This is a genomic window from Enterococcus viikkiensis (genome assembly GCF_005405345.1).
Taxonomy (GTDB): Bacteria; Bacillota; Bacilli; order Lactobacillales; family Enterococcaceae; genus Enterococcus_A; species Enterococcus_A viikkiensis.
The window spans coordinates 274,401-299,606 of sequence record NZ_BJDW01000001.1 but is presented as its reverse complement, the minus strand read 5'-3'; the positions used below and the strand labels follow the sequence as shown (position 1 = coordinate 299,606).

At 41.2% G+C, this 25,206-nt stretch carries 23 protein-coding genes; 14 read left to right on the top strand and 9 right to left on the bottom strand.

The window, feature by feature from the left end:
- Nucleotides 1-252 precede the first annotated feature (252 nt).
- From FFM67_RS01400 to FFM67_RS01390, 3 genes are read left to right on the top strand one after another with little or no spacing between them, the layout of a single operon-like run.
- Nucleotides 253-1,170 carry an ABC transporter ATP-binding protein gene (locus FFM67_RS01400; RefSeq protein ID WP_137612889.1) on the top strand — a complete coding sequence of 306 codons (918 nt, stop codon included), beginning with the start codon at nucleotides 253-255 and terminating at the stop codon, nucleotides 1,168-1,170.
- Nucleotides 1,160-2,770 carry an ABC transporter permease gene (locus FFM67_RS01395; protein WP_137612888.1) on the top strand — a complete coding sequence of 537 codons (1,611 nt, stop codon included), beginning with the start codon at nucleotides 1,160-1,162 and terminating at the stop codon, nucleotides 2,768-2,770. Before FFM67_RS01400 ends, FFM67_RS01395 begins: the two co-directional genes overlap by 11 nt.
- A 4-nt stretch (nucleotides 2,771-2,774) precedes the next feature.
- Nucleotides 2,775-3,413, top strand: a complete 639-nt coding sequence (locus tag FFM67_RS01390) for a TetR/AcrR family transcriptional regulator (RefSeq protein ID WP_137612887.1) — start codon at nucleotides 2,775-2,777, stop codon at nucleotides 3,411-3,413.
- A gap of 47 nt (nucleotides 3,414-3,460) precedes the next feature.
- Here the strand turns inward: FFM67_RS01390 and FFM67_RS01385 are convergent, their stop codons facing one another.
- Nucleotides 3,461-3,676, bottom strand: coding sequence for a hypothetical protein (locus tag FFM67_RS01385; protein WP_137612886.1), 216 nt, complete (start codon nucleotides 3,674-3,676; stop codon nucleotides 3,461-3,463).
- A 227-nt stretch (nucleotides 3,677-3,903) separates the two neighbouring features.
- Between FFM67_RS01385 and FFM67_RS01380 the strand changes: the two genes are divergently transcribed.
- The 6 genes from FFM67_RS01380 (at nucleotide 3,904) to FFM67_RS01355 (ending at nucleotide 9,348) form a co-directional block, all read left to right on the top strand.
- A complete protein-coding gene (locus FFM67_RS01380) occupies nucleotides 3,904-4,548 on the top strand; it encodes a hypothetical protein (protein ID WP_137612885.1) in 645 nt (214 codons plus the stop codon).
- A gap of 76 nt (nucleotides 4,549-4,624) precedes the next feature.
- Nucleotides 4,625-5,422, top strand: a complete 798-nt coding sequence (dapB, locus tag FFM67_RS01375) for a 4-hydroxy-tetrahydrodipicolinate reductase (RefSeq protein ID WP_137612884.1) — start codon at nucleotides 4,625-4,627, stop codon at nucleotides 5,420-5,422.
- A gap of 588 nt (nucleotides 5,423-6,010) precedes the next feature.
- The gene (locus FFM67_RS01370) at nucleotides 6,011-7,150 is read left to right on the top strand and encodes a cystathionine gamma-synthase (protein ID WP_137612883.1); all 1,140 of its coding nucleotides are present in this window, start codon (nucleotides 6,011-6,013) and stop codon (nucleotides 7,148-7,150) included.
- A 1-nt stretch (nucleotide 7,151) separates the two neighbouring features.
- The gene (locus FFM67_RS01365) at nucleotides 7,152-7,931 is read left to right on the top strand and encodes an amino acid ABC transporter substrate-binding protein (RefSeq protein ID WP_137612882.1); all 780 of its coding nucleotides are present in this window, start codon (nucleotides 7,152-7,154) and stop codon (nucleotides 7,929-7,931) included.
- A gap of 20 nt (nucleotides 7,932-7,951) precedes the next feature.
- Nucleotides 7,952-8,605, top strand: coding sequence for an amino acid ABC transporter permease (locus tag FFM67_RS01360; RefSeq protein ID WP_137612881.1), 654 nt, complete (start codon nucleotides 7,952-7,954; stop codon nucleotides 8,603-8,605).
- An 11-nt stretch (nucleotides 8,606-8,616) separates the two neighbouring features.
- A complete protein-coding gene (locus FFM67_RS01355; protein ID WP_137612880.1) occupies nucleotides 8,617-9,348 on the top strand; it encodes an amino acid ABC transporter ATP-binding protein in 732 nt (243 codons plus the stop codon).
- A 45-nt stretch (nucleotides 9,349-9,393) separates the two neighbouring features.
- Here the strand turns inward: FFM67_RS01355 and FFM67_RS01350 are convergent, their stop codons facing one another.
- The 3 genes from FFM67_RS01350 to FFM67_RS01340 form a co-directional block, all read right to left on the bottom strand.
- Nucleotides 9,394-12,063: a cation-translocating P-type ATPase gene (locus FFM67_RS01350; protein ID WP_137612879.1), complete on the bottom strand. Its 2,670-nt coding sequence runs from the start codon at nucleotides 12,061-12,063 to the stop codon at nucleotides 9,394-9,396.
- Between the two features lie 505 nt (nucleotides 12,064-12,568).
- Complete coding sequence (gene pepA / locus FFM67_RS01345) at nucleotides 12,569-13,642, bottom strand: glutamyl aminopeptidase (protein WP_137612878.1); 1,074 nt, start codon at nucleotides 13,640-13,642, stop codon at nucleotides 12,569-12,571.
- 18 nt (nucleotides 13,643-13,660) lie between these two features.
- Nucleotides 13,661-14,401: a methyltransferase domain-containing protein gene (locus FFM67_RS01340; RefSeq protein ID WP_137612877.1), complete on the bottom strand. Its 741-nt coding sequence runs from the start codon at nucleotides 14,399-14,401 to the stop codon at nucleotides 13,661-13,663.
- A 223-nt stretch (nucleotides 14,402-14,624) separates the two neighbouring features.
- Between FFM67_RS01340 and FFM67_RS01335 the strand changes: the two genes are divergently transcribed.
- The gene (locus tag FFM67_RS01335) at nucleotides 14,625-15,050 is read left to right on the top strand and encodes a GNAT family N-acetyltransferase (protein ID WP_137612876.1); all 426 of its coding nucleotides are present in this window, start codon (nucleotides 14,625-14,627) and stop codon (nucleotides 15,048-15,050) included.
- A 23-nt stretch (nucleotides 15,051-15,073) separates the two neighbouring features.
- On the opposite strand, the gene FFM67_RS01330 is transcribed toward FFM67_RS01335, so the two are convergent.
- Nucleotides 15,074-15,775, bottom strand: a complete 702-nt coding sequence (locus FFM67_RS01330) for a DUF554 domain-containing protein (protein WP_137612875.1) — start codon at nucleotides 15,773-15,775, stop codon at nucleotides 15,074-15,076.
- A gap of 144 nt (nucleotides 15,776-15,919) precedes the next feature.
- Entirely contained in the window at nucleotides 15,920-17,356 is a 1,437-nt protein-coding gene (locus FFM67_RS01325) for an amino acid permease (RefSeq protein ID WP_137612874.1), read from the bottom strand.
- A 334-nt stretch (nucleotides 17,357-17,690) separates the two neighbouring features.
- On the opposite strand from FFM67_RS01325, the gene FFM67_RS01320 reads away from it, so the two are divergent.
- Both FFM67_RS01320 and FFM67_RS01315 read left to right on the top strand, forming a co-directional pair.
- The gene (locus tag FFM67_RS01320) at nucleotides 17,691-18,278 is read left to right on the top strand and encodes an ATP-dependent Clp protease proteolytic subunit (RefSeq protein WP_137612873.1); all 588 of its coding nucleotides are present in this window, start codon (nucleotides 17,691-17,693) and stop codon (nucleotides 18,276-18,278) included.
- A gap of 221 nt (nucleotides 18,279-18,499) precedes the next feature.
- Nucleotides 18,500-20,068, top strand: coding sequence for a PucR family transcriptional regulator (locus tag FFM67_RS01315; RefSeq protein ID WP_137612872.1), 1,569 nt, complete (start codon nucleotides 18,500-18,502; stop codon nucleotides 20,066-20,068).
- 109 nt (nucleotides 20,069-20,177) lie between these two features.
- Here the strand turns inward: FFM67_RS01315 and FFM67_RS01310 are convergent, their stop codons facing one another.
- From FFM67_RS01310 to FFM67_RS01300, 3 genes are all read right to left on the bottom strand, one after another.
- Nucleotides 20,178-21,203, bottom strand: coding sequence for a threonine aldolase family protein (locus FFM67_RS01310; RefSeq protein ID WP_137612871.1), 1,026 nt, complete (start codon nucleotides 21,201-21,203; stop codon nucleotides 20,178-20,180).
- Between the two features lie 101 nt (nucleotides 21,204-21,304).
- A complete protein-coding gene (locus FFM67_RS01305) occupies nucleotides 21,305-21,988 on the bottom strand; it encodes a metal-dependent hydrolase (protein WP_137612870.1) in 684 nt (227 codons plus the stop codon).
- A 417-nt stretch (nucleotides 21,989-22,405) separates the two neighbouring features.
- Nucleotides 22,406-22,903, bottom strand: coding sequence for a YbaK/EbsC family protein (locus FFM67_RS01300; RefSeq protein ID WP_137612869.1), 498 nt, complete (start codon nucleotides 22,901-22,903; stop codon nucleotides 22,406-22,408).
- 84 nt (nucleotides 22,904-22,987) lie between these two features.
- Between FFM67_RS01300 and FFM67_RS01295 the strand changes: the two genes are divergently transcribed.
- Entirely contained in the window at nucleotides 22,988-23,944 is a 957-nt protein-coding gene (locus FFM67_RS01295; protein ID WP_137612868.1) for a sugar-binding transcriptional regulator, read from the top strand.
- Nucleotides 23,945-24,105: 161 nt separating this feature from the next.
- The gene (locus FFM67_RS01290) at nucleotides 24,106-24,786 is read left to right on the top strand and encodes a fructose-6-phosphate aldolase (RefSeq protein ID WP_137612867.1); all 681 of its coding nucleotides are present in this window, start codon (nucleotides 24,106-24,108) and stop codon (nucleotides 24,784-24,786) included.
- Nucleotides 24,787-25,206 lie beyond the last annotated feature (420 nt).

Sequence of the window (25,206 nt, the reverse complement as noted above, 5' to 3'; positions counted from 1 at the left end):
TAATTCTTTTGCGGGAACTATCTTGAGTGTAGCACAAATGACTTTTTTATTTGTCTAGCTTAATTTTACAATCGGCGAAATATTTCGAGGATTAAGCTAAAGAAGCAGCCTTTCAGAATAATTTTGAGAGGGGAATCTCGTTGACTGCAAAGTCATTGACTAGAAAGTCAAAAGAGCGTATTCTCAAATTATAGAAAAAAGAAGAGCAATGGCTCATCGGTTAAGGAAAAAATAAGTTTGGGAGTGAGGAAGATGGAAAAAGAAATCGTGGTATTAAATAAGCTGGAAAAAAAATTTGGTAAGTTTCAAGCGTTAAAGGACGTGACCTTTTCCGTGAATAAGGGGGAAGTTTTAGGATTTATCGGACCAAATGGCGCTGGCAAGTCAACGACGATCCGAGTCTTGTTAGGTATGCTGAAAAAGTCCGGCGGTGAAGCGACGATTTTTGGCAAAGATGTTTGGAAAGAAGATACGGCGATCCACAAACAAATTGCCTATATTCCTGGTGATGTTTATTTGTGGCCTAATTTGACCGGCGGAGAAATTATTGATTTATTGCTGCGTTTAAATGGGCAAGAGCGGACAAGCAAAACGGAAGAACTAATTCAAAAATTTCAACTAGATCCGAAGAAAAAAGCCCGTACTTATTCGAAAGGCAATCGGCAAAAGATCGCTTTAATTGCTGCTTTATCGCAAGAAGCGGAGCTGTATATTTTTGACGAGCCGACTTCAGGGCTAGATCCCTTGAATGAAAAAACTTTCCAAGAAGAAGTATTGAAACTAAAAGAAGCAGGAAAAAGTATCTTGTTGTCCAGTCACATTTTATCAGAAGTGGAAAAAATGTGTGATCGGATCGCCATCATTTGTGAAGGCGTGATCATCGAGATGGGGGATTTAGCTTCAATGCGTCACTTGACTCGGATGGAAATGACCGTAGAGACGGTCTCATCAATGACAGGCATCGAGGAGTTAGCGGGCGTCCATAAAGCCACGTTTACGGATGAAGCAAAACGTCAGGCGGCACTCTCCGTGGACCGGGAACAAATGGGACAGATCATGCAATTTTTAGCGGACAAGAAAATCACTAATTTGATCTCGACACCGCCGACTTTAGAAGATTTATTTATGCGCTATTACGAGCAACAAGGAGATGATTCTCATGGGGCATAGTGGAATAAAAACAGGCTATCTGCTACGGACCAATCTGAAGCAAAACCGGCTGAAGCATGTTGTCTGGATCGCGATTTTAGTAGGTCTATTTGCTTCAGCGGCAACGAAATTCAATGTCCTTTTTGGCACGCAGACCGATATCAATGCGATCGTTGAAACCTTGAAGACACCAGCGATGGTCTCACTGTTTGGCGAGTTTTCCGCAACGAAACCTTATACGACCGCAAATGTATTTGCTTCAGAGATGTTGGTTTTTATGGGGATGTTCATGGTCTTTATGAATATTTCGCTGGCAATTGGCAATACGCGCGCGCAGGAAGACTCGGGGCTGGTGGAGATGATTCGTTCACGGACGGTTGGCCGGCTGGCACCGACCTATGCGACAGCACTGGAAATTTTATTGATCAATGGCGTAATGGGAATTTTATATGTCGCCAGTCTTTTGGTCGCTAATCTGAATGGAGCGACAATGGAAGGCGATCTATTGATGGGAATAAGTATCGCTTCAATCGGGATTATGTTTGGCTTCATTAGTTTATTAATCGCGCAGCTAGCGAATAATGCTCGTAGCGCCAATTTTATGAGCTATGGCTTATACGGGATTTTCTATTTGATGCGGATGATGACGGATGTTAGCGCACCAAAGTGGACATGGCTATCACCGGTTGGCTGGATTCAAAAGACGGCGATTTATACAGACGATCGTTGGTTACCGATTTTTTTGACGTTAGGTTTAGGATTCATCTCATTCGTTGCGGCGATCAAAATCGTTGAGAGTCGTGATATTGGTAGTGGTGTGTTGACAGAACGAAGTGGAAAAGGACAAGCTGGAAAATTGCTATCTTCGCCCCTTGGTTTGGTATTAACAGTGGAGCGTAACAGTATTATTGGCTGGCTGATTGGCGGTATTGTTCTAGGCGCAGCTTATGGTTCTATTTTTAGTACGATCGGCGATATTATCGGCACCAATCCTACTTATAAAAAAATCTTAGGTGTCACCCAGATCCATGCGGCCAATCGTGAATTGATCTTGAATTATTTGAATATGCTGGGACTGTTTTTTGTGGCTATTGCAGCCATCAGTGGAATTTTGATTATTTTTCGGTTGAAGTCAGATGACAAAAAAGGGTACTTAGAAATCATCCATTCTAAGAGCCTTACAAAGACTCGTTTAGCGTTGAGTTATTTTTCTGTCGGGATCATAACTAGCTGTCTGGTCTTTGTCGCTATGTTAGCGGGAGCCTTCTTTGTTGGAAACGCGTCGATGGATCATCCTTTGGCAATCAAGTATTTTTGGGAAACGCTTGGCGGCTTTTTACCAGCAACGCTGTTTTTTGTTGGGATTGCTAGTTTATTGACTGGTGCCTTTCCTAAATTGACCAATCTTTTGTGGCTTTATCTAGGTGGCAGTGTCCTGATCAAAATGTTCGGCCCACTGCTGAATCTATCAGAGGAAACTGCCAATATTTCGCCCCTCGGCTGGGTGGGAAAGGTGCCGAATGAAGTGCTGAACCACTCGCTGGCACTTGGTCTAGTGGCGATCTTTCTTGGTTTGACGATACTGGGGATCATCGGCTACAATAAGCGGGACTTGGGGTGAGACGATGAAAGAAGTAGTCAAAGATCCACAAAAGGAAAAAAATATTTTAACCACCAGCGCTCAATTATTTGCTAAAAATGGTTATCGTGAAACGAAGACGGATGATATCGCGAATCAGGCAGGGGTTTCGAAGGGCCTATTGTTCCATTACTACGGGAATAAAAGCGGTTTGTATGAAGCAACCTATAAATATGCCGCGGATTTTTTCTATCAGCGGATTGATTATTCTATTTGGACGCAAGCTTCTGATTTATTGGAAATGGTTGTTGAGGCAACAAAGTATAAAATTCAGCTACAGTTGACCTATCCAAATGAATTTGATTTTTTAATGAGGGCTTATAAGGAAATGCCAATGCTACCAGAACCTTTACGGCAGCGAATGACGGAAAAACTTAACCAAGATTTTAATAAAAATATAACGCTGACGGATCAGGTGATTGGCAAATTGCCTTTGCGAAAAGAAGTCGAGGAAGAAGAAGTACGGGAGGTTATCTATGCTGTTTTAAACAGCGAGACAACGAAAATTCAACAAGACTTAACGCAACATCCAGAATGGCAGACGATTGAAGATTTAATGCCAGCAATTGATCGCTTAAAACGAAAATTAAAAATTATTGAATATGGTTTTATTGAAAATGAGTAAAAAAAAGGAGGTATGACAAAAGTCTTGTCGTACCTCCTTTTGTATCATTAAGCAAAAATTGCCATTAGTAAGAATCCTTCTTCCGCCAGCGCGCCGAAAAATAAAATTAAGCTATCAACAAACAATACACTCATATTTGCGCCGAACATGACTGCTAGTCTCTCCAAATGGTCTTTGATTTTTTTTTCTTTGAAATAGACAGAAAAAAGATAGAAATTAACTAAGAAAAATAGAATGGTTGAGAGAATCATTGCTGTTTTCATAAGTGGACTCCTTCACTCGAATAAAAGTAATCGTTTTTACACGCTCATTATACTCTTGTTTGGAAAGAAAAAAAACGTATCTTAGTAAAATATACTTTTTACCGGCAAAGCTCTTTAAAATAGTCTAAAGGTAAGAGTCAAATGATTCTTTATGAACAAAACGGACTGACATCTATTCTTCGCTCCGTTATACTAAGGAAAAATGAATAATTGAAAGGGGAAAAGAGATGAATGTTGCAGCAGCGGATTTTGACTATTATGAGCGGACGATTCGAATGATGTATCAAAAATATTATCGAAAGCGGCTCACTTTGTGTGGGGCAGCACTAGTTATTATTTTGGCTTACACCGTGATTATTGGCGATACGATTTTGTTAAATAGTCTATTAATGATTCTACTCGTCGCAGCGATGATCTACCTTTATCTGCAACAGCAAAAATTTGTGCCGATCTATCAAGGGTTTCTAGCGGAGAATCAACCCGAATTGCAGATTCACCAGATTCAGGAAGAGGAATACAGCTATAATGTGATAGATGATGAACACGTGCGAATTAACAAAAAGAACGTTCGCAATCTGCCGTCTAACAATAAGCAGTACACGCTGATGGTAGGCTTTTCGAAGACTTTTTTCTCACGGGCGCCTTTGCAGATCGTTTATTACGATATGCTGGACTTGACCTACGAAGAAAAATTTCGGTTGAAACGGAATGGATACAGCTCGATGCCGCGTTTTTTACGTCGCTTCACGTTGAGTAACTTGCGAGCCAGCGCCGGCAATGCCGCTAGTTTCATTTTTGGAAATTTGTTTATCTTGTTTATTTTATATCGCTTGCTCCGTTATTTATGGTCCTTTTTACGAATGTTCTTTTAAACGCTCAAGAAATAATTCTTGGGTGTTTTTTCGTGTTAAACTAAATTGAAAACGGTTTAAGAAAAGGTGGGAACTGATGATTAAAACGATTGTGGTAGGACCATTGGGGAAAATGGGGCGCTTGATTACTCAAGTTGCGGCTGAGAGTGCTGAATTAGAATTAGTGGCGGGGGTAGGCCCGCAAGGACGAGTATACATCGGCGAGGATCTTGGACAAATGACCTTTGGACGGACATTAGCTGTGCCGATCGTGGATGATTTGGCTGAAGTCATTGATTTTTGTGACGTGATCATTGATTTTTCGACAAAGGAAATGGGTTTAGACGTTTTACGTTTGGCGCAAGCTCACCATAAAGCATTAGTTTGCGGAACGACGGGCTTTGCACTGGAAGAAAAAGCCTTGTTCAAAGAAGCTAGTGAAAATATTCCTGTTTTATACGCCGCCAACACGTCAAAATTAGTCAATGTTATGAATAAATTAGTGCAACTAGCAACGGCGGCAATTGGTGAAGAGTCCGATATCGAGATTGTTGAGATGCACGACCGTTGGAAAAAGGATGCGCCTAGTGGGACGGCGAAAGAAATGGGGGAAGTGATTGCTCACGAATTAGGTGGTGAGCTGAAGGATCTTGCTGTTTATGGACGTGAAGGAGTCGGAGAACGAACGCCGGGGACGATTGGCTACCATTCTTTGCGGATGGGGGATACTCCAAGCAGCCATACTGTTTTCTTTGGCGGCTTTGGAGAACGCTTGGAGATCAGTCATCATTCTACTAACTGGCGAGGCTTTGCCAAAGGTGCTTGCGATTGTGCTATTTTTTTGGCGAAGCAAGAACCGGGATATTATTCAGTAATAGATGCGTTACAGCTTTAAAAAAAATCGTTATTAAATTTAGAATCCTAGCGTGTTAAAACTGTTTTCAACAAAGATTGCGGAAATTGAAGCTGTTTTTGAAAATAGTTATTTTAAAAAAAATTGAGAGGGTAATGATTGACTTCTCATTTTGTAAATGCTAAATTGAGTGCAATCATTTAAGGAGGTCAGGACACATGGCAAACAACATGGCGAAACAAAATCTTCAAACAGTTCAATTAGCTTGTTGTTGTATGGTGCGAAAAAGCAGCATACTGATTTGTCATGTCTATTAACTGTTCTGAACTCGTTTGAAAAAGAAGAAAACTTCTCATTTTGGCGATTCTAAGAGGTGCAGCTTTAATAGCTTGCACCTCTTTTTTTGCGATTTTTTTCAAGCTTTGCAAGTTTTTCTTTATGCTTTAGCATATTTAGAAAAATCGTATGCGTAAATAACCGCTCTTTCGAATTTCGAAAAAAATTACCCTGACTGGAGCTAGGGCTGTGTCTCGGGAAATAAAAAGGATAAATACAAGATAGGAGGAACTACCATGTGTTGTTGCTTAAAAGATAAAGGCTAAGAAAACAAACAATCGGGAGGAAAAATACATGCATTTATCAACTAAGATGATCCACGGAGGAATTAGTGAAGATCTATTGACGGGAGCCGTTAGTGTGCCAATTTATCAAACCTCGACCTATCGGCAAAAAAAATTAGGACAACCGGGAGATTTTGAGTATTCGCGCTCAGGTAATCCTACTCGCTTGGCTTTAGAAGAATTGGTTGCTGAGCTTGAAGGTGGTGTACAAGGTTTTGCTTTTGCTTCGGGCCTAGCCGCTATTCATGCGACGTTATCTTTATTTCAACCGGGAGATCATTTGATTTTAGGTGACGATGTTTATGGCGGGACTTTCCGCTTACTGGAAAAGGTTTTTGCGCCATTAGGTTTAAGCTACACAATGGTGGATGCTCAGGATTCAGTACAGCTTGAAGCAGCGTTAACGGAGACTACCAAAGCACTTTATTTAGAATCACCTAGCAATCCTTTATTAAAAATTATCGATCTAAAAAGAAGTGCCGCTTGGGCTAAAAGCCATGAGCTATTGACGATCGTCGACAATACCTTTGCGACACCTTATTTACAGCAGCCTCTAGCCCTAGGAGCGGATATCGTTTTGCATAGCGGGACAAAATATTTAGGCGGACACAGTGACTTGGTCGCAGGACTAGCGATCACGAGTGATGAAGCCTTAGCAGAAAAAATTGGTTTTTATCAAAATTCCATCGGCGGTGTTTTAGGACCGCAAGACAGCTGGTTATTGCAGCGAGGAATCAAGACGTTAGCCGTACGAATGGACGCTCATCAAAAGAATGCGGCAGCAATTGCGAAATTTTTGACAGAGCATCCAGCCGTTGCAACAGTTTATTATCCTGGCTTAGCAGATCATCCAGGGCACGCGATTGCTGCCAAACAAATGACGGGCTTCGGTGGAATGGTCGCCTTTGAATTGGTAGATGAAAGTAAAGTAGCGGATTTTGTTGAAGCGCTGAAAATCATCACCTTAGCGGAAAGTTTAGGTGGTGTTGAAAGCTTGATTGAAGTACCAGCAGTTATGACCCATGCGTCGATTCCTAAGGAGAAACGAACGGCGTCTGGGATCAAAGATGGACTCATTCGTTTATCCGTTGGGATAGAAGAGTTAACGGACTTACAAAATGATTTAGACCAAGCATTGGAGGAAAAATAAAATGAAAAAATCAATTATTGCAGTTGTTGGATTGTTCGCAGTAGGCATGCTATTTCTAGCTGGCTGCCAGTCAAAAGATAGTGAAACGTCCAGTTCAAGCACTGAAAAGGTCCTACGGGTAGGGACAGAGGGAACGTATTCACCATTTTCATTCCGAGATGAAAATGACAAATTAACTGGCTATGACGTTGATGTCGCCAAGGCGGTCGCGAAAAAAATAGATTATAAAGTAAAATTTGTTGAAGCACCGTGGGATTCGATGTTAGCCGCCTTTGATGCGAAGAAGACGGATGTAGTATTTAACCAAGTAGCAATCACCCCTGAACGTAAGGAGAAATATTTGTTCAGCACACCGTATTCAATCTCACATCCTGCGTTGATTGTTAGCAAGGACAACGACAGTGTCAAGGATTTCTCAGATTTAAAGGGCAAGACAGCGGCACAGTCATTAACTAGTAATTATGCAGAAATGGCAGAAGGTTTAGGAGCGAAGATTTCTAGTGTGGACGGCTTCAGCAAAGCAGTAGAATTAGTCAGCGACAAGCGTGCGGATGCTACCTTGAACGATGACGTGACGTATTACGATTATTTAAATCAAAAACCTGATGCACCCATCAAAATTGTCAAGACGTCTAATGATGCGACCGAAGTAGCAGCAATGTTTCATAAAGGCGATGAAAAGTTAGCCAAAAAAGTAGACAAAGCCATTAAAGAATTAGACGCAGATGGCACCTTGACGAAGCTGTCAGAAAAGTACTTTAAGAAAGATATTTCTAAATAGGGATTGAAGGAGTAATTAATATGGAACGAATACTAGATATCATTCAAAGCTCAGCGCTGCCGTTGTTTTGGGCATTGCTAAAAATGACGATTCCTTTGACCTTGATCTCTTTTTCTTTAGGGATGGTCTTAGCATTAATCACCGCATTAGCTCGGATTTCAAAAAATCGCCTACTCAACGGACTTTTCTTTTTGTATGTGTGGGTCTTTCGCGGAACCCCTTTACTAGTTCAGTTGTTTATCGTTTTCTTTGGACTACCCTCAATAGGTATCCAAATGGACGCGTGGGCAGCCGCGATTTTGACCTTTTCATTAAATACCGGCGCTTATGCTTCTGAAAATATTCGTTCCGCATTATTAGCTATCCCTCAAGGACAATACGAGTCGGCAGCGTCATTAGGGATGAGTCGTTGGCAGATTTTGTATCGGATCATCGCACCACAAGCCTTTAAAATTGCCTTGCCACCGTTGTCGAATAGTTTTGTCAGTCTTGTTAAGGACACTTCGTTAGCTGCTAGTATCACGATTGTGGAGATTTTCATGACGGCGCAGCGAATTGCCGCCCGAACCTATGAGCCTTTGCTGCTTTACAGCATGGTGGCAGTCTATTATCTAGTTTTTTGTACCTTCTTGAATTACTTACAATCCGTACTTGAAAAACGGATGGTCTATTAGGAGGAAGTCAGATGTTAGCAATTGAAAAATTAAACAAAAGCTTTGATGGCAATCCAGTCTTAAAGGAGATCAATTTGATTTTCCAGCCGGGGGAGACGACGGTTATTCTAGGACCATCTGGATCAGGCAAAAGTACCTTGCTCCGTTCGATTGATTTATTAGAGACTCCAGACAGTGGCACCATTAAAATCGATCAGGACAACTTGACCTTTCCGCAAAATCTTACGTTTCGCCAACTAAAGGACTATCGCGTTCATTTTAGTATCGTTTTTCAGGCTTATAACCTTTTTCCCCACTTGACGGTGATTCAAAACGTCATGGAAGGTCCAATACAGGTGAAAAAAATAGCGAAAGCACAAGCGCGGGAGCAAGCAGAGAAATTGCTGGCTAAGGTTGGGTTGTTAGATAAAGCTGCAGAACACCCAAAACAATTATCTGGCGGGCAGATGCAGCGGGTAGCAATTGCAAGAGCATTGGCGATGGAGCCACAGTTTATGTTGTATGATGAGCCAACGAGCGCCTTAGACCCAGAGCTGGCTCAAGAAGTACTGCAGGTGATCAAAGAGTTGGCGGAATCTGGCAATGGACAAATCGTAGTGACCCATCACTTAGAGTTTGCTCGTAAAGTTGCGGACCGGATTGTTTTTCTAGAAGAAGGACAGGTAACCTTTGACGGTAGCAGCCAGTCTTTCTTCGCCAGCGAAAATCCTCGGATTCAACGCTATTTGCAACAATTCTTATAAAAAAGGCAGCGCCGATTGATTTGGCGCTGCCTTTTAGTGTGGGACTTAGTTTTTATTTAATTCTGATTTTGTCTTTGGTTCTTGGATTTTAACTAAAATCAATTTAGTTATCTCCATCAGTAGCACCGCCGTAGCTGCTAGGGCTAACGCTAAACCAATGTCTTTTAAGGCAAAGGCAGCGGGAATCGCGAAGACTTCACGCAATCCTGGTAACAGTGTCAAGCTGAATAGTCCGCCACAGACCACGATCGCCAATAAGACCATCTTATTACTAAAGAGCCCTGCTTGGATTGAAGTTTGAGTATTTGAACGAGCCGCAAATGTTTGTAAAGTCCGGCTTAAAATCAATGTAGTGAAAGCCATTGCGACCCCAATTTCAGCAGATTGCTGATTGCCTAGCCATTGAGCGACAATCACGGCCAGTGCGATCAAGATGCCACGGTAGGTCACCGAAATCAACGTTTTACCAGTGAAAATACCACTATCGGGATCACGAGGCTGACGCTGCATGATCGTTGGCTCAGCTTTTTCCATTCCTAATGCGATGGCTGGCAGTGAGTCGTTGACTAAGTTAATAAAGAGTAATTGTAAAGCCGTGAAGGGGTTCGACCAACCAATCACTAATGCGAAGATGATGGCGATGATGGCCCCTAAATTACCAGCAAACAGATAGGCAACGGCCTTTTTGATATTATCAAAAACATTTCGTCCAACTTCGACAGCTTTGATGATAGAAGCGAAGTTATCATCCGTTAAAACCATCGCCGCTGCATCTTTGGCAACATCCGTTCCGGTTCCCATTGCAATCCCAATATCTGCTTGTTTCAAAGCTGGCGCATCATTGACACCGTCTCCCGTCATCGCAGAAATTTTTCCTTTGTCCTGCCATGCGCGAACGATTCGGATTTTATTCTCTGGCGAAACGCGAGCGTAAACCGTAATTTGTTCTAATTGCTCAGTCAGTTCAGTTTCGCTTAATTGATCCAATTCAGCGCCAGTCAATGCCATGTCGCCTTTTTCAAAAATACCGATTTCTTGAGCAATCGCCACAGCAGTCGTCTTGTGGTCGCCGGTAATCATCACCGTTTGGATACCGGCCGATTTGGCATCAGCAACCGCTTGGAAAACTTCTTCTCGCGGTGGATCGATCATAGCCAACAGACCGACTAAAACTAACTCGTTTTCATCCTCTAACGTTAACTCATTTGCGCTTACTTCTTTATAAGCAAAGGCTAGTACTCGCAATGCTCGTTTAGAAAAATCTTCATTTTGCTTTTGGAAACGAGTCTTCAGCTCTGGCGTGAATGCAACGACTTCACCATCTAATAAAACTTTCGAGCTACGTTCAAAAACGATATCTGGACCGCCTTTGGTGACCATGGTTTGTTTTTGATCAATGGTATGGAGTGTTGACATTAATTTACGGTCAGAATCAAAAGGCAGTTCCGCTTCACGCGGCGATTTTTTACGCAATTCACGATAGGATTGATTTTGCTTTTCACTATAGTCAATCAAAGCAATCTCAGTTGGATCCCCTAATTTTGTGCCATCTTCACTGATCGTAGCATCATTAGCCAAAACGCTGATCTCAATCAACCGCTGTTCATCAGCTTCCCATTGTTTCGGATCTTTTGAAAATTCACCGCTTTGACCATCCGCTAAGAAAAAATCAACTACGGTCATTTTATTTTGGGTTAATGTACCGGTCTTGTCGGTACAGATAATACTGGTAGAGCCTAGTGTTTCAACGGCTGGCAACTTACGAATAATCGCGTGCTGTTTTGCCATTTTTTTGGTTCCCAATGAAAGGACGATAGTTACGATTGATTGCAAGGCTTCAGGAATCGCGGCCACTGCCACTGCTACGGCAAACATAAAAGCATTGACGATGTCTTGGGTCATATCCGTCGAACCTTCTAAAAAGACCCGAACTAGTTGAACACCTAAAATCACAATCGATAAAATCAAGATTGCAATACTTAATTTCTTACTAAAACGATCCAGGCCGCGTTGCAGTGGTGTTTTTTGCTCAGTGGTTGATTCTAATAAGTCCGCGACTTGACCAATCTCAGTCTCAGCACCAGTCGCAGTAACTAGAAATTTTCCACGACCATAGGTGACGATCGTTCCACTGAAAACCATGTTAAGTCGATCACCAACAGGAACGTCAGAAGTCAAGAGTGTGATTTCTTTTTCCGCCGGTGTTGATTCACCAGTCAGCATACCTTCGTCAACTTTCAGCGAACCTTCTTCAAGTAAGCGGCCATCCGCTGGGACATAATCGCCAGCTTCTAAAATGACGATGTCACCAGTGACGATTTCTTTGGCCGGGATACTTTGTTCTTGACCGCCGCGTAAAACACTGGCATCCGGGGCAGAAAGTTTTTTCAAAGCGTCTAAGGAACCTTCCGCTTTTTTTGTTTGGATCACACTTACAACTGAGTTCAGTATCAAGACGGCGAAAATCACGATGGATTCCACGTGAGCCCCCATCACCATTTGAATAATCGCAACGATCAGCAGGACGACGACCATTGCGTCCTTGAAGGTTTCCAAAAATAAACTCAGGGTTGTTTTTTTCTTCGCTTCTTTTAATTGATTCGGGCCATTTTCTTGCAGGCGCTTTTGCGCTTCGGCTTGGCTTAAGCCTTCTGGTGCCGTATTGAGACCGTTCATTAATTCTTCTGTTTCTTGTTGGTAAACTTGTTTTGTCAATTTATATCCTCCAATTTTTTGATTTATCCTCGTACGCCTATCATTCAACGAAACTTACCGTTTAATATTTTAGTTTAACCAAGTAAAACTTGTTTCGTACTTTATTAAACAGCAAAAGTTGAGCTGACAGCTAGCTCGTAGTAAGGAAATTATTTTTCAAAGAGCAAAAAATAATATGAATCTCACTACGCCTACGATTCTACTAATCTTGCTAAAGCAAGAAGTAGAACTCGCAAAAAGAGACCTAAGGCAAGTGTTTAAACTTGTCTTAGGTCTCACCATTTCATACGATACCAGAAAACCATTGCTGGTTGACTTACTGTTGATATCACAACAACATTGTTGCCGGTTACTCCCCTAAGGAGTTATTAATATGTTTAAAGACTAACGGAAATAATGTTTGATTGCAAGAAAAATGGTTACTAAAAAGAATATTATTATTAAATAAATTAGTAAAAGCGTGATAATCATCACTTTAACAAAGTATTTAATTTTTATAAAGTAATCATTTTCCAGCGATGATTGTTTTGATAGTACTTTCATCTAAGCCTTTCAATACTTGGATCAGCATTTCTCGCGCGGCATCAAAGTCGGCGATGCTGAACATCGTTTGATGGGTATGGATATAGCGTCCGCATACACCGATTACCGTACTTGGAATTCCTTCGTTTGCAGTATGAGCGGCGCCAGCGTCTGTGCCACCTTTTGAAACAAAGTATTGATAAGGGATATTATGGGTTTCTGCCGTGTCTAATAAATATTCCCGTAAACGCGGTAAAAGAATCATACCGGGATCTTGGATTCGTAAGAGGGTGCCTTCGCCCAGATGGCCAAAAGTTCCATTAGTAGTCACTAAATCATCGGCGGCGGAGCAATCTACCGCAAAGAATAAATCAGGCTGGAATTTTGTTACGGCGGGTTTGGCTCCTCGCAGACCAACTTCTTCTTGCACGTTGGCACCAGCGATCAGCGTATAATCTAACGTTTCTTTTTGCAGGGCTTCTAAAGCTTCCAAGACAACGGTGCAGCCGTAGCGATTGTCCCAGGCTTTGCTGATAATATTTTTGCCATTGGCGGTTTTTACAGTCTCAGTTTGAGGGACGATCGTATCGCCTGGTAATACGCCAAAGGCTAGCGCTTCTTCTTTTGATTCAAAACCGGCATCGAATAAAATATCTTCCACTTTAACTTGACCTTGTCCGCTGGTTCCTCGTAATAAATGAGGCGGTACGGAAGAGGAGATACAAGGATAATTGCCTTTTCCGGTTTTTAAAGTAAAACGTTGCGCTGAAACAACGTAAGGATTCCAACCACCTAGAGGGACGACTTTGAATAAGCCTCGCGGAGTAATTTCTGTCAGCATAAAACCGACTTCATCCATATGGGCTGCGACCATTACACGTGGTTTATTCTCCGACGCATTTTTTAAGCCAAAAATGCCACCAAGTCCGTCTTGTTGGACTTCGTCAACGAATGGAGTCATCGCGCTTCGCATATAGGCACGAATATCCTCCTCAAAGCCGCTGGTTCCTTGCAGTTGGGTTAATTCTTTGATTCGTTGAAATGTTTTTTCTTCCATGATTTTTCCCCCTTAGTGTTATAAGCCGCTCTCATTATAAGCCTTTGAGACTTGAAAATAAATCAATTCAAAAGTAAGCCGGCTTTCATTATTTTCTTGCTGCGCATCACCAAAAGTTTTTTCGGTCATCTTAGCCAACTCTGCCGCAGAAAAATCGTTTTCGAAATAAGCCTGGAAAAATTCACGAGTAATTTTTTCGCTTTTTTTGTAGGAAAATTGTTTGATTTTATAGGGAATCTTTTCAGCCTGTAAAAAATTTTTATATTGCTGGTTCAATAGCAAATCTGGATTGGCTGCTTCGTAAGGAGAAAAGAGCGTGTCTTCCTCTTGAATCGTCCGAAAAAGCAGGCACCAATTTCGACTGATACGCTGAAAAGCAGTGAGGTCACGACTTGTTTTCAAGGCGGGGTTCATCGCCGAAAAAACAACGTCAAATCGGGTGTTGGCTTGAGCTAAAAAAGTTGCTTGCGACTGGTTGATGAACAAAACATTGTCTGCCGCTTTATTTTGCGCATAGTGTAGCATCTTCTCTGAAATATCAACGAGGATATAATGTTCAACCTGTTGCTGAAAGCTAGGTAAATAACGGCCAGTACCACCAGCTAAGTCTAAAAAAGTCTGACAGGGGAAAATTTTTTCACTGATTAGAAATGCTGTTAAATCTTCTGCTACAGGAAAACTAGATTCTTGTTGAATTTGTTCATAATTTTCCGCAAAATCATCCCAAAATTCTCTTAACTCATCCATGTATTCGTTCATCAAAAAAATCCTTTCGATTCATCTTTTGCTCTTAAGTATACACAAAGAAAAAGGAAACTGTTACTCCAACGAAATTGCTTAAATATGAATGAACGTAAAAAGGCTTTGAGAAAATCCAATCATTATTTTGACGGCTGAATCAATTTTGATTTTTTTTCGGCCGCGTTCATTTAAACTACTTCTCAACGTAGAATTGTTTTAAAATAGTTGTGAGGTGAGAAAAGTGGAAATTAAAAAAAGTGTGAAAGAGGAACTAGTTCCATTTCTAGATGACATTTTTAAGCAGCAGCATGACGCAGAATTTTCTGATGGCTTAGTAGAATCAACAGAGCAGTCGTTAGTCTTGGCTGCTTGGGTGGAGGATCAATTAGCTGGCGGGATCGTTGGCAGGTATCAATATGACACGCTGTATATTTCTTTATTAGGCGTGGATGCCCGCTTTCAAAAGCTGGGGATTGGATCAAAGTTGATGCAAGCTATCGAAAAACAAGCAGTCGAAAAAGGCTTGAAGACGATTACTTTGACTACCAAAGCGTATCAAGCATTGGATTTTTATTTGAAACAGGGCTATGAGGTCTTTGGCGAGATAGCAGATGTACCGATGATAGGAACGACAAAGTATTATTTAGCAAAAAGAATCAGCAAGTGAGTCAGATTCAACTCTCTTGCTGATTAAAAGTAAAAGTATTGGATCACCATGATGATGATTAAGACGAGAATCCCCGGTAAATAGTTTGAGACGCGGATTTTCGTCAGCTTCATGACGTTCAATCCGATTGCTAAGATCATCAAGCCGCCAATCGCACTGATTTCATTCATCAGACTATCTAATAATTCCGGTGGTAAATAACGGACGATGAAACTGGCGAAGAGGGTGATCATTCCTTGATAGATAAAAACGGGAAAAGCCGAAAAAAGTACGCCGATCCCTAATGAAGCTGTCAGCATAATGGACATGAAGCCGTCCATTACTGCTTTGGTAAATAAAGTTTGATGATTACCAGTTACGCCGCTTTCAATCGCCCCAATAATCCCCATCGAACCGATCACATAGATCAACGTTGCGGTCACAAAGCCTTCTGCAAAATTACTATTCCCACGGGCAAAGCGATTTTCTAAAAATAATCCTAAGCGTGTCATGGAGTCCTCGATCTTTAAAAACTCGCCAATCATCCCACCTAAACAAATACTGATGATGATAATAGTAAAGGAGCTGGCTTTTAGCGACATCTGAATCGCTAGAGCAATGACCCCTAAAGAAATTCCTTTTGTCACCGTATCTTTTGTTTGTTCCGAGATATTTCGTAAAACAATCCCTGAAAAACTTCCGGCGATAATCGCCAAACAGTTCACTGCTGACCCTAACAGCAACATAAGTCCACCCACTTCTATGAATATGATTAAAAATAAATGAAATATTATTTAGAAAACATCTTACCACGAGTTGGATTTTTTTTAAATAGCAAAAAAAGACTGTCCTAAACCTTCCTAATAGAGGCAGTAGACAGTCTAAAAAAATTAATTCATTTCTTTTTCGCGTTCCCGTTTGGCTAACGTTGGCATCACAAAACCTAAACCAATTAAGACAACAATTCCGATGATGTTAATAATCAATTCATGCCAGAACAAGCTAGAACCATAAGCCGCGTCTTGCGGTAAAATCCCGAACAATGTTGCCAGCACTGTTACTGCGAGGCACCAGCCACCAACAAAGACTGCCATCCGATCATTTTTGATAAAGACATACTCGGATTGAAATTTCCGACTGTCTAAGCGAATCCGAATGAAGGCGTAAAAAATCCAGCAAGTCACACCTGGTGAAATAATCCCGTTAAGATTTAACAACCAGTTAAAGATATCATTCATCTCTGGCAAGAAAACGCCTAATAATAAAATGAAGGCACTTAAGGCGGTAGTTAAGATATAGCCGTTGATCGGTAAGCCTTCCGCGTTTAGTTTGGTTAATTTCTTCGGCATGAATTGTTTGCCGGTGTCAGAGATCAGCATCCGTGTCATGGCATCCAATAAGACCGCCAACAGCGCGCACATATAAATGATTTGGGTCACGGCGAAAACATACATCAAACTATTTCCAAGATGGAAAAACTCACCTAATCGTTGGAACGCATAATACGACCCGTTCATCTTCAAATTATTTGGCAGGTGATGGGCATTGAAAAAGACGCCTAACGAGAATGAACCAAAGACCGTCAAGAAGATCGTCATCACTGTTAACATGATCATCGCTTTAGGAAACTCTTTTTGCGGCTTGCGCATCCGAGTGACGAAAGGCGCGACGAGTTCCGCTCCATTAATGGCGTAGATTAACAGGCCAATCGTGGTTAAATAATGCAAATTGAATTTGGGCACGATGGCACCTAGATTCATTGGCTGTGTTTCGATATGACCGTTTGGCATAAACAAGGAAGCGAAGGTCATAAAGACAAACAGCAAAGCCATGATGAACATCGCACCGCCGCCTAGAGTACTCAAGACTTCCAACGATTTTTTAAAATGCCGTTGCAAGAAAATAAAGGCTAAGAAAACACAGAAGGTCAATAAGGCAAACATTGAGTTGGACATTTTATCTTCCATTGAATCATTGCCGTTGACTAGCCAGCCGAAACCGACGACGACCGCGTTCGCTGTATCAACGACATAAGGGATTGACGCCGCCCAATAGGTCCAAGCGGTAAAATAGCCCAGTCGATCGCCGCTGGTCCCTCGTACCCACGAGGTTAAACCGCCGCCTTCATGATTGAACACGGAACCTAGTTGCCCTACCATCAAAGAGTAAGGGATCACATATAATAGCAGTAAAATTATCCAAGAAGTAATAACCCCTAAGCCTTGGTTGGCAAAGTTATAAATAATATCATCAAAACCAATAACAGTAACAAACGACATCATGGCTAAGACTGGCCATGAGATAAAACTTTTCTTTTCCTCGATCATGTAAATTGCTCCTTCAGTAAAATAATAGAAACCAGATTATTTTAACGGGCAGATGACGGAGGCTTGTTTCGATAAGCCACGAAGATCCCCTTCCTTTTTTACAAATACGATCTATCATCCCATAAAAAAATAAATAGTGCCAATAAAAATGAATGCTTTGCTAAAATAAAAAAATATTCGCCAAAGCTCAGCAATAATCAACAGTCTTTTGGTTAGTTTACCACAGCTTTTCATCACTTTAGTGAGTCAGCTAGCCAGAGGCTCTTTCTGTTCATTCTAATTTTTTTTGGCTATACTAAAGGAGAGGTCTTAGAAAACGAGGAGGAATTTTTTTATGAATCATCTTTTTGCAGAAGCCGATACACCAAAACCAGAGGAACAAAATCCAATGCTCTTAAAATTATTGAAACAACGGACGATTTTGATTTATGGCGAGATCACACAAGAGTTGGCCAAAACGGTGACTGAACAGCTGCTTTATTTATCATCTGCTAGTGAAGAACCAATTACAATGTTTATTAATAGCCAAGGTGGTCATGTGGAGTCCGGTGATACGATCCACGACGTCATTAAATTTATCAAACCAAAAGTAAAAGTGATCGGAACCGGCTGGGTAGCAAGTGCGGGGATCACGATTTATTTGGCGGCGGATAAAGAAGATCGTTACAGCTTGCCGAATACGCGCTACATGATTCATCAACCAGCTGGTGGCGTGCAAGGGCAATCAACCGAAATTCAAATTGAAGCCAAAGAAATTTTACGGATGCGCAAACGGGTGAATAAATTAATCGCCAAAGCAACCGGTCAAACTTTGGAAAAAATTGAAAAAGATACCGACCGCAACTTCTGGCTTTCGGCTGAAGAAGCGAAGGACTACGGCATCGTCAATAAAATCGTAGAATCAGAATCAGCAGTTAAATAAGACCAGAAGTCGTGGCAGAAGGATTCGGCTTAGGGCCAAAGAAGCTACTATTGGACTGCCAGTTATTTATAAATAGAACTTGTGACAATATTTTTGTCACGAGTTTTTTTTACTAAAATAATTTGGCTGAATAAGAAAAATAGAATAGACAAGGAAAAGTGAATCTGCTAATGTTAGAGGAAAAACAAAATTTGATGTGAAAATCCTTAGGAGGGATGAGATTGGGAGCTAAAATAAAGGATTTGTTATTGTTGCCTTCTTTAAGAGAGGCCCTGGTGTTGACGGGACATAATAATTTAAGTCAGACGGTAACATCGCTCTCTTTTTTAGAGATCGCCGATATGGCATACTGTAAGGAACATTTCGAATTGAATGAATACCATACTGGTGAGTTGGCACTGACTTCTTTTTTTAGCATCAGAGAGGACATCGACAAGCAGTGTGCAACGATTTGCCAATTACAGCGAATGGGCGGTATTGGGATCATTTTATGTAATGTTGGAACGGTTTTGCCGCAAATCGCCCCTAAAGTTTTAGAAACGGCTCAAGCGTTAGGTTTTATTATTATTCAAATGCCAAAAGGATATCGTTCTATTCGATATAGTGAAGTGATCATTGAGTTGATGGCAGAAATTTTAAAAAAACGACCGACCGATAATATCGTCAATGAAGTACTGGAGAAAGCCTCTTTGTTGCCGGAGCACTTACGGACGGTGGATATTACATTGAAACTAGTGTCGGATCTTTTACGGACGAATATTGTTTTGATGAATACTACCAACGAAGTAACCAATCAAATCAAGTGGCCGAGAAGTTCTACGACTGATGTAGAGCGTTTATTACGGAAAGTCGCGGTAGAGGACGGCCAGCAAGTGCTTAAAAATGATTTCTCTATTTTTTATAAGGAACTTCATCAGAAGGAAAGCGGACCTCTCTCTCTCTATTTGTTAAAGGAACATGAACTATTGACAGAAGCTGAATGCGAACAAACAGTGGAACTGCTGCAAGTTGCTTTGAATTTATGGGGAAAGAAGCAAGGTGAGGTCAATGAAGCGGCACTAGTTCACGCAATTTTAAATGATGAAAGCGAAAAGATGTATCGCTTGGCGAATCAATTGAAGATTGATGTGAAGGGAATCGAGTTAATGTGGTTCTTGCAATTAAACGATCTTAAAGAAGAAAAAAACTTAAAGAAAGACGTTTTCAGTTATGCTTCAAAGTTTTATCAAACGTGTGTCACTCAAATATTAGATGATCAACTGATCGTGCTCTTGGGAAATTATCGACACAATGATTCCGAGCTGGAACTAGGTGAGATCTATATTCAAAACAGCCCCTACAAAGAGAGTATCGATAGTATCGTTTTGTGTCCTCGTTTACGCAATACCACTGATGTACGAACGACTTACCAATTAGTCAATGAAGTTGTGTTGCAGTTGCCAAAGCTATTTCACGAGAAAAAAAGTTTCTCTATTAGCGAGATTCGGCAAGTCGTTTACGCCAATAAATTAATTCAATCGGGTGAGGCGGAAGTCGAAGAGACGCTAGCACTGTTAAGTCCCATTATGAATAGTAAAGATAGCAAAGAGCAGTTAATGACATTATGCAGTTTTCTATTAGATGCCGGAGCCGATTTTCAAATTTGTAGTGAGCAGCTGTTTATCCATAAAAATACAGTAAAATATCGGATCAAAAAAATCAGCGAAGCACTTGGCTACAATGTAATGCGTTTTTCAGAAAGTTATGAATGCTACATCGCTTGTTTGACCTACCGTTTGATCAACCTTTAAAACTTCCGAGACTCGGAAGTTTTTTTTAGTTAGCTGTCGGTTCTACAATTAAAAAGTTACAGGATCACCAGAGCAGGGAAATAAAAAAACGGCTTTAACGATAAGCCGTTTACAATAATGCCAATAATTCATCGATCTCAGTTTGTTTCGTTGCCCAACTGGTAGCGAAACGAATCACCGTATGCTGCTCATCGTATTTTTCCCAGAAGCTGAAGGCAACGTGTTGTTTGAGTTCTTCCATTTGTTTGTTTTCCAAAATAACAAATTGCTGATTCGTTGGGGAATCAAGATAAAAGCGATAATTGTTTGCTAATAACCCTTGCTTTAAACGCATTGCCATGTCGATAGCGTGCTGGCTGATCTGAAAATACAGTTGATTGGTAAACAGCGTATCAAATTGCAGTCCTAATAAACGGCCTTTGGCTAACAGTGCGCCTTGTTGTTTCATGTGGGCGATGAAATAATCGGGAGTATTCTTTTTGGTAAAGACGATTGCTTCCCCTAACAGCGCACCGACTTTTGTTCCACCAATGTAAAAAACATCACAGTATTCGGCGATCTGAGGCAAACTTAAATCTGATTCAGGACTGGCTAAGCCGTAACCTAAGCGTGCACCGTCTAAAAATAAAGGGATCTTGTATTGCTGACAAACTTCAGAAATCAGTTTTAATTCTGTCTGTGAATAGAGCGTCCCGTATTCGGTAGGATGAGAGAGATAGACCATTCCAGGAAAAACCATGAATTCACGATTGTCATCTGCCCAAAATTGTTCAAGATATTCGCGGATTTGTCCCGCAGAAATTTTTCCGTTGGTTTGCGGCAAACTTAAAACTTTATGACCGGAAAATTCGATGGCGCCGGTCTCGTGGGTGGTGATGTGTCCAGTTTCAGGGGCGATAACGCCCTCGTGTTTTTTTAACAGTGAAGCAATCACTAAGGCGTTGGTTAAAGTGCCACCAGAAATAAAATAAATTTCAGCTTCAGGACAAAGCGTCGCTTGGCGGATTTTATTAATCGCAGAGGCAGAATATTTATCCCGCCCATAGCCGCTTAATTTTTCTTGATTGGTTTCTACCAAACGGGCTAAAATTTTTTCATGGGCCCCTTCTAAATAATCACTTTCAAAGTTCAACATAGGCAAACTCCCTTTTTCTATCAGTATAACGAATTTTTAGAGAAGGCACAGCTTTATTTATAGGGCTCAAGTCGGAAAGCAGATAAGCTGCCCGTTGAATTTTATAGTTCTAACGTTTCCCCAACAGCTAAAACCTTACCAACACTTTCCGGTAGAAGCCTAACGAAGGCCTCAGGGTCTTGTTTGATGACAGGAAAGGTATTGTAGTGGATTGGCACGACTTGCTTGGCTTTCAGCCGTTTTGCGGCGCTGGCAGCTTCATGAGGCCCCATCGTAAAATTATCGCCAATCGGCAAGAAAGCTACATCAATATCAAAAGCATCGCCGAAAAGTGCCATGTCGCCGAAATTCGAGGTATCACCGGCGTGATAAATTGTTTTTCCTTCAGCCTGGATAATGAAGCCGGCGGGCTCGCCCATATAAACCATTTGTCCATCGACTTCATAGCCGGAGCTGTGTTGCGCGTGGACCATTTTTACGCGGCCAAATGGAAAATCATATTTTCCGCCAATGTTCATACCGTGAGTCTTTTCTACACCGTTCTTTTCTGCAAAAGAACACACTTCGACGATACTGATCACGGTGGCATCATTTCGTTTAGCAATGGGTACCGTATCGCCAATGTGATCACTGTGACCATGAGTGACTAAAATCCAATCTGTCGTGACTTCATCTGCTTTCAGATCGGTTAATGAATTGCCGGTAATAAATGGATCAACTAATAGTTTCTGACCATCTTTCATGACGATCGAAAGAATGGAATGGCCATGATAGGTGATTTCCATCTGAAATTCCTCCTTGTTCGTACGTTTTTTAGAAAGCTGATAGTTCTTCAGTGGTTTATCTATGTTTATCTACTGCTCATTATAACGAAGATTTTTTGCAAGCAGTAACAAGAAGCCTTTTGCTTTTTAGCGAAAACGTTTAAACTAGAAGGAAAGTGTTGGAGTTAAAGCAATTAGGAATTTTGGTAGCCTGCACAGTAATCGAATTCACGAATCAAGATGTTCAACCCGCTATCGGTAAGAGTGGTTGAATCCTTTGTTAAAAAAAATAAGCTTGAGGGATGCTTGAAAGGATTAAGAATGATCCACGAATCGTCGCAACTAAAAAAGCCTATCGTACATTAGGCAAAGATTCGGCCCAATTTCGTCCTTCTTCAGATCGTTTGTGACGATGGGGCGTTCAACAAAAGGGTATTCTCAAATCAATGACCGTTTATTTTCTTGCCAGTTTTTGCAGACATCGATCCATTTTTTATAACGACTATAGGTTTCTAATTCAGGTATCGTTAGCTCGATCGCACTGTTGGGACTGCCACAGGCGGGAAAGACTCGTTCAAAACGCTGCAACGATTCGTCAAGATAAACGTCAACGTCAGCCTTGAGGGCAAAAGGACAAACGCCGCCAACAGGATGACCGATCGCCTCTTCGACTTGAGCGGCTTTTACCATCGTGGCACGTTCATTAAAGGTCGCTTTGTATTTGCTATTATCAATCTTTGCATCCCCGGCAATCACGATTACAATTGTTTTGTCACTCTTTTTCAGTGTGAAAGACATCGTTTTCGCGATTAATTCCGGTGGGCAATTCAAGGCTTTAGCAGCCAGCTCAACGGTTGCGCTAGAAACGGGAAATTCGTGGATCCGATCAGTCATTTCATATTGTGAGAAAAAGGCCTTTGTGGTTTCGATAGACATTGAGCTCTCCTCCATTCGTTAATTAGAATGATACACGCTTTTCGGGAACAGGTAAATAAAATGTCCAGCAAGGAGGGAAGCAACATGAAAGAGGACAAGCAAAAACTATTAGCCAAAGTCGCTTATATGTACTACGAACAAGAGCTTACACAGGCTCAGATTGCCAAAGAATTATCGATCTATCGCACGACAGTCAGCCGAATGATCAGCCAAGCAAAAAAAAAAGGGATCGTTGAAATCAAGATCAATCATTTTGATTCTGCGTTGTTTGAATTGGAAGAAAAGTTGAAGCAAAAATTTGCATTAAAAGCCGTGGAGCTAGTTTCTAATGAGCAAGATGCTAGTGAAGAGGACAAAGAGAAACGACTGTCAGAAGTAGCCGGTGCTTGGCTGCGGCGACAATTGACGGATGAGCTGGTGGTGGGTCTTTCTTGGGGGGCTAGTGTTGGCAACGCGATTAATAAAATTGAACCGAAACAATTAAGCAAAGTCGTTGTTGTACCTGTGGCGGGTGGACCGAGTCATATTAATTCGCGTTATCACGTTAATACCCTCGTCTACGAGTTAGCACGGAAATTAAATGGCCAAAGCGTATTTATCAATGCTTCTGTGATCCAAGAAACGAAAGCATTGGCGGAAGGAATCGTGAACTCAAAATATTTCTATGAATTAAAGGACTGCTGGCAACGACTAGATATGGCGATCGTCGGAATTGGCGGACCGTTGAGCTATCAAAAAAGTCAATGGCGGGATTTATTGACAACAGCGGATTTTGAAGAGTTGAAATTACGAGAAGCTATTGGCGATTGCTGCTGTCGTTTTTATGATAGCTATGGTAAGGCGCTGGATGGTTCGTTGAATCAGCGGACGATTGGACTGCAATTAGAAGAATTGGCAAAAGTACCCCAATCAGTTGGAATCGCTCGTGGCCGCTCCAAAGCTCGCTCGATCATTCCTTTGCTGCAAAAGGGCTATCTCAATACCTTAATCACGGATCAAGAAACAGCGGAAGAAATTTTACGGATTAGTCAGCGAATGTAGTTTTTTTATTCAATATGCACATCTGTGCGAAAAATAAAGAAGATTCAAAGGTGAAAGGCTTGAACGAACGCTTTTCACCTTTTTTTGTTTGGAGGATACGGAAATAATTGGGGCAGGATGCTATGCTTAACTTATAGAAAATAGTAAAGGGGATTTTTTCAATGGAATTTATGTTAGATACAGCGAACCTCGTTGAAATTAAAAATTTTTCGGATGTTTTACCAATCGCCGGAGTTACTTCTAATCCGTCTATCGTAAAAAAAGAAGGGAAAATTGATTTCTTCCAACACATGAAGGAAATTCGCGGTATTATCGGCGAACATCGTTCATTGCATGTACAAGTCGTAGCTCAAGATTATGAAGGAATTATCAAGGATGCTGAAAAAATTTTAGCCAATATTGATCAAAAAGTTTTCATTAAAATTCCAGTCAACGAACCCGGCTTAAAAGCGATCAAAGAATTAAAACGTCGCGGAGTCAATGTGACCGCAACCGCCATCTATACGAAATTCCAAGCCTATCTGGCAATTGCGGCGGGGGCTGATTATATCGCGCCGTATTTCAATCGAATGGAAAATTTGAATATCGATCCGCGAGAAGCGATTTTTGAAATGGCGGAAGAAATCGCCCGGACAAAGAGTGCGACAAAAATTTTGGCAGCCAGCTTTAAAAATGTCGGACAAGTCAACGCAGCCTTAGAGAATGGCAGCCAAGCAGCAACGATGGGGGTTGATATAATTCAACAAGCCTTAGCGATGCCGTCAATTGCTCAAGCGGTTACCGATTTTACCGCCGATTGGGAAACAAGTTTCGGTGAAGGAACCACCATTTCTGATTTATAAATCCCGCAAACAGACAGAGAAATCTGTCTGTTTTTTGTCAGTCCCACTTTTTGCAGATAATACGAATGGTGCAGAAAAATAAATGTATCACTAAGTCATTGTTCGAAAAGTTTAGTGGGATGACATGCGAAGGAAGATAAGACTCATCTTTTTCGGAGGAAAAAATGAGTTCCTTAAAAATGAAATAGCTGTCAGTCCCACTTTTTGCAGGTAATACGAATGGTGCAGAAAAATAAATGTATCACTAAGTCATTGTTCGAAAAGTTTAGTGGGATGACATGCGAAGGAAGATAAGACTCATCTTTTTCGGAGGAAAAAATGGGTTCCTTAAAAATGAAATAGCTGTCAGTCCCACTTTTTGCAGGTAATACGAATGGTGCAGAAAAATAAATGTATCACTAAGTCATTGTTCGAAAAGTT

Coding starts and splice junctions, on each gene's coding strand:
- FFM67_RS01400 (WP_137612889.1), top strand. CDS start 253: ATGGAAAAAGAAATCGTGGTATTAAATAAGCTGGAAAAAAAATTTGGT.
- FFM67_RS01395 (WP_137612888.1), top strand. CDS start 1,160: ATGGGGCATAGTGGAATAAAAACAGGCTATCTGCTACGGACCAATCTG.
- FFM67_RS01390 (WP_137612887.1), top strand. CDS start 2,775: ATGAAAGAAGTAGTCAAAGATCCACAAAAGGAAAAAAATATTTTAACC.
- FFM67_RS01385 (WP_137612886.1), bottom strand. CDS start 3,676: ATGAAAACAGCAATGATTCTCTCAACCATTCTATTTTTCTTAGTTAAT.
- FFM67_RS01380 (WP_137612885.1), top strand. CDS start 3,904: ATGAATGTTGCAGCAGCGGATTTTGACTATTATGAGCGGACGATTCGA.
- dapB (WP_137612884.1), top strand. CDS start 4,625: ATGATTAAAACGATTGTGGTAGGACCATTGGGGAAAATGGGGCGCTTG.
- FFM67_RS01370 (WP_137612883.1), top strand. CDS start 6,011: ATGCATTTATCAACTAAGATGATCCACGGAGGAATTAGTGAAGATCTA.
- FFM67_RS01365 (WP_137612882.1), top strand. CDS start 7,152: ATGAAAAAATCAATTATTGCAGTTGTTGGATTGTTCGCAGTAGGCATG.
- FFM67_RS01360 (WP_137612881.1), top strand. CDS start 7,952: ATGGAACGAATACTAGATATCATTCAAAGCTCAGCGCTGCCGTTGTTT.
- FFM67_RS01355 (WP_137612880.1), top strand. CDS start 8,617: ATGTTAGCAATTGAAAAATTAAACAAAAGCTTTGATGGCAATCCAGTC.
- pepA (WP_137612878.1), bottom strand. CDS start 13,642: ATGGAAGAAAAAACATTTCAACGAATCAAAGAATTAACCCAACTGCAA.
- FFM67_RS01340 (WP_137612877.1), bottom strand. CDS start 14,401: ATGAACGAATACATGGATGAGTTAAGAGAATTTTGGGATGATTTTGCG.
- FFM67_RS01330 (WP_137612875.1), bottom strand. CDS start 15,775: ATGTTGCTGTTAGGGTCAGCAGTGAACTGTTTGGCGATTATCGCCGGA.
- FFM67_RS01325 (WP_137612874.1), bottom strand. CDS start 17,356: ATGATCGAGGAAAAGAAAAGTTTTATCTCATGGCCAGTCTTAGCCATG.
- FFM67_RS01320 (WP_137612873.1), top strand. CDS start 17,691: ATGAATCATCTTTTTGCAGAAGCCGATACACCAAAACCAGAGGAACAA.
- FFM67_RS01310 (WP_137612871.1), bottom strand. CDS start 21,203: ATGTTGAACTTTGAAAGTGATTATTTAGAAGGGGCCCATGAAAAAATT.
- FFM67_RS01305 (WP_137612870.1), bottom strand. CDS start 21,988: ATGGAAATCACCTATCATGGCCATTCCATTCTTTCGATCGTCATGAAA.
- FFM67_RS01300 (WP_137612869.1), bottom strand. CDS start 22,903: ATGTCTATCGAAACCACAAAGGCCTTTTTCTCACAATATGAAATGACT.
- FFM67_RS01295 (WP_137612868.1), top strand. CDS start 22,988: ATGAAAGAGGACAAGCAAAAACTATTAGCCAAAGTCGCTTATATGTAC.
- FFM67_RS01290 (WP_137612867.1), top strand. CDS start 24,106: ATGGAATTTATGTTAGATACAGCGAACCTCGTTGAAATTAAAAATTTT.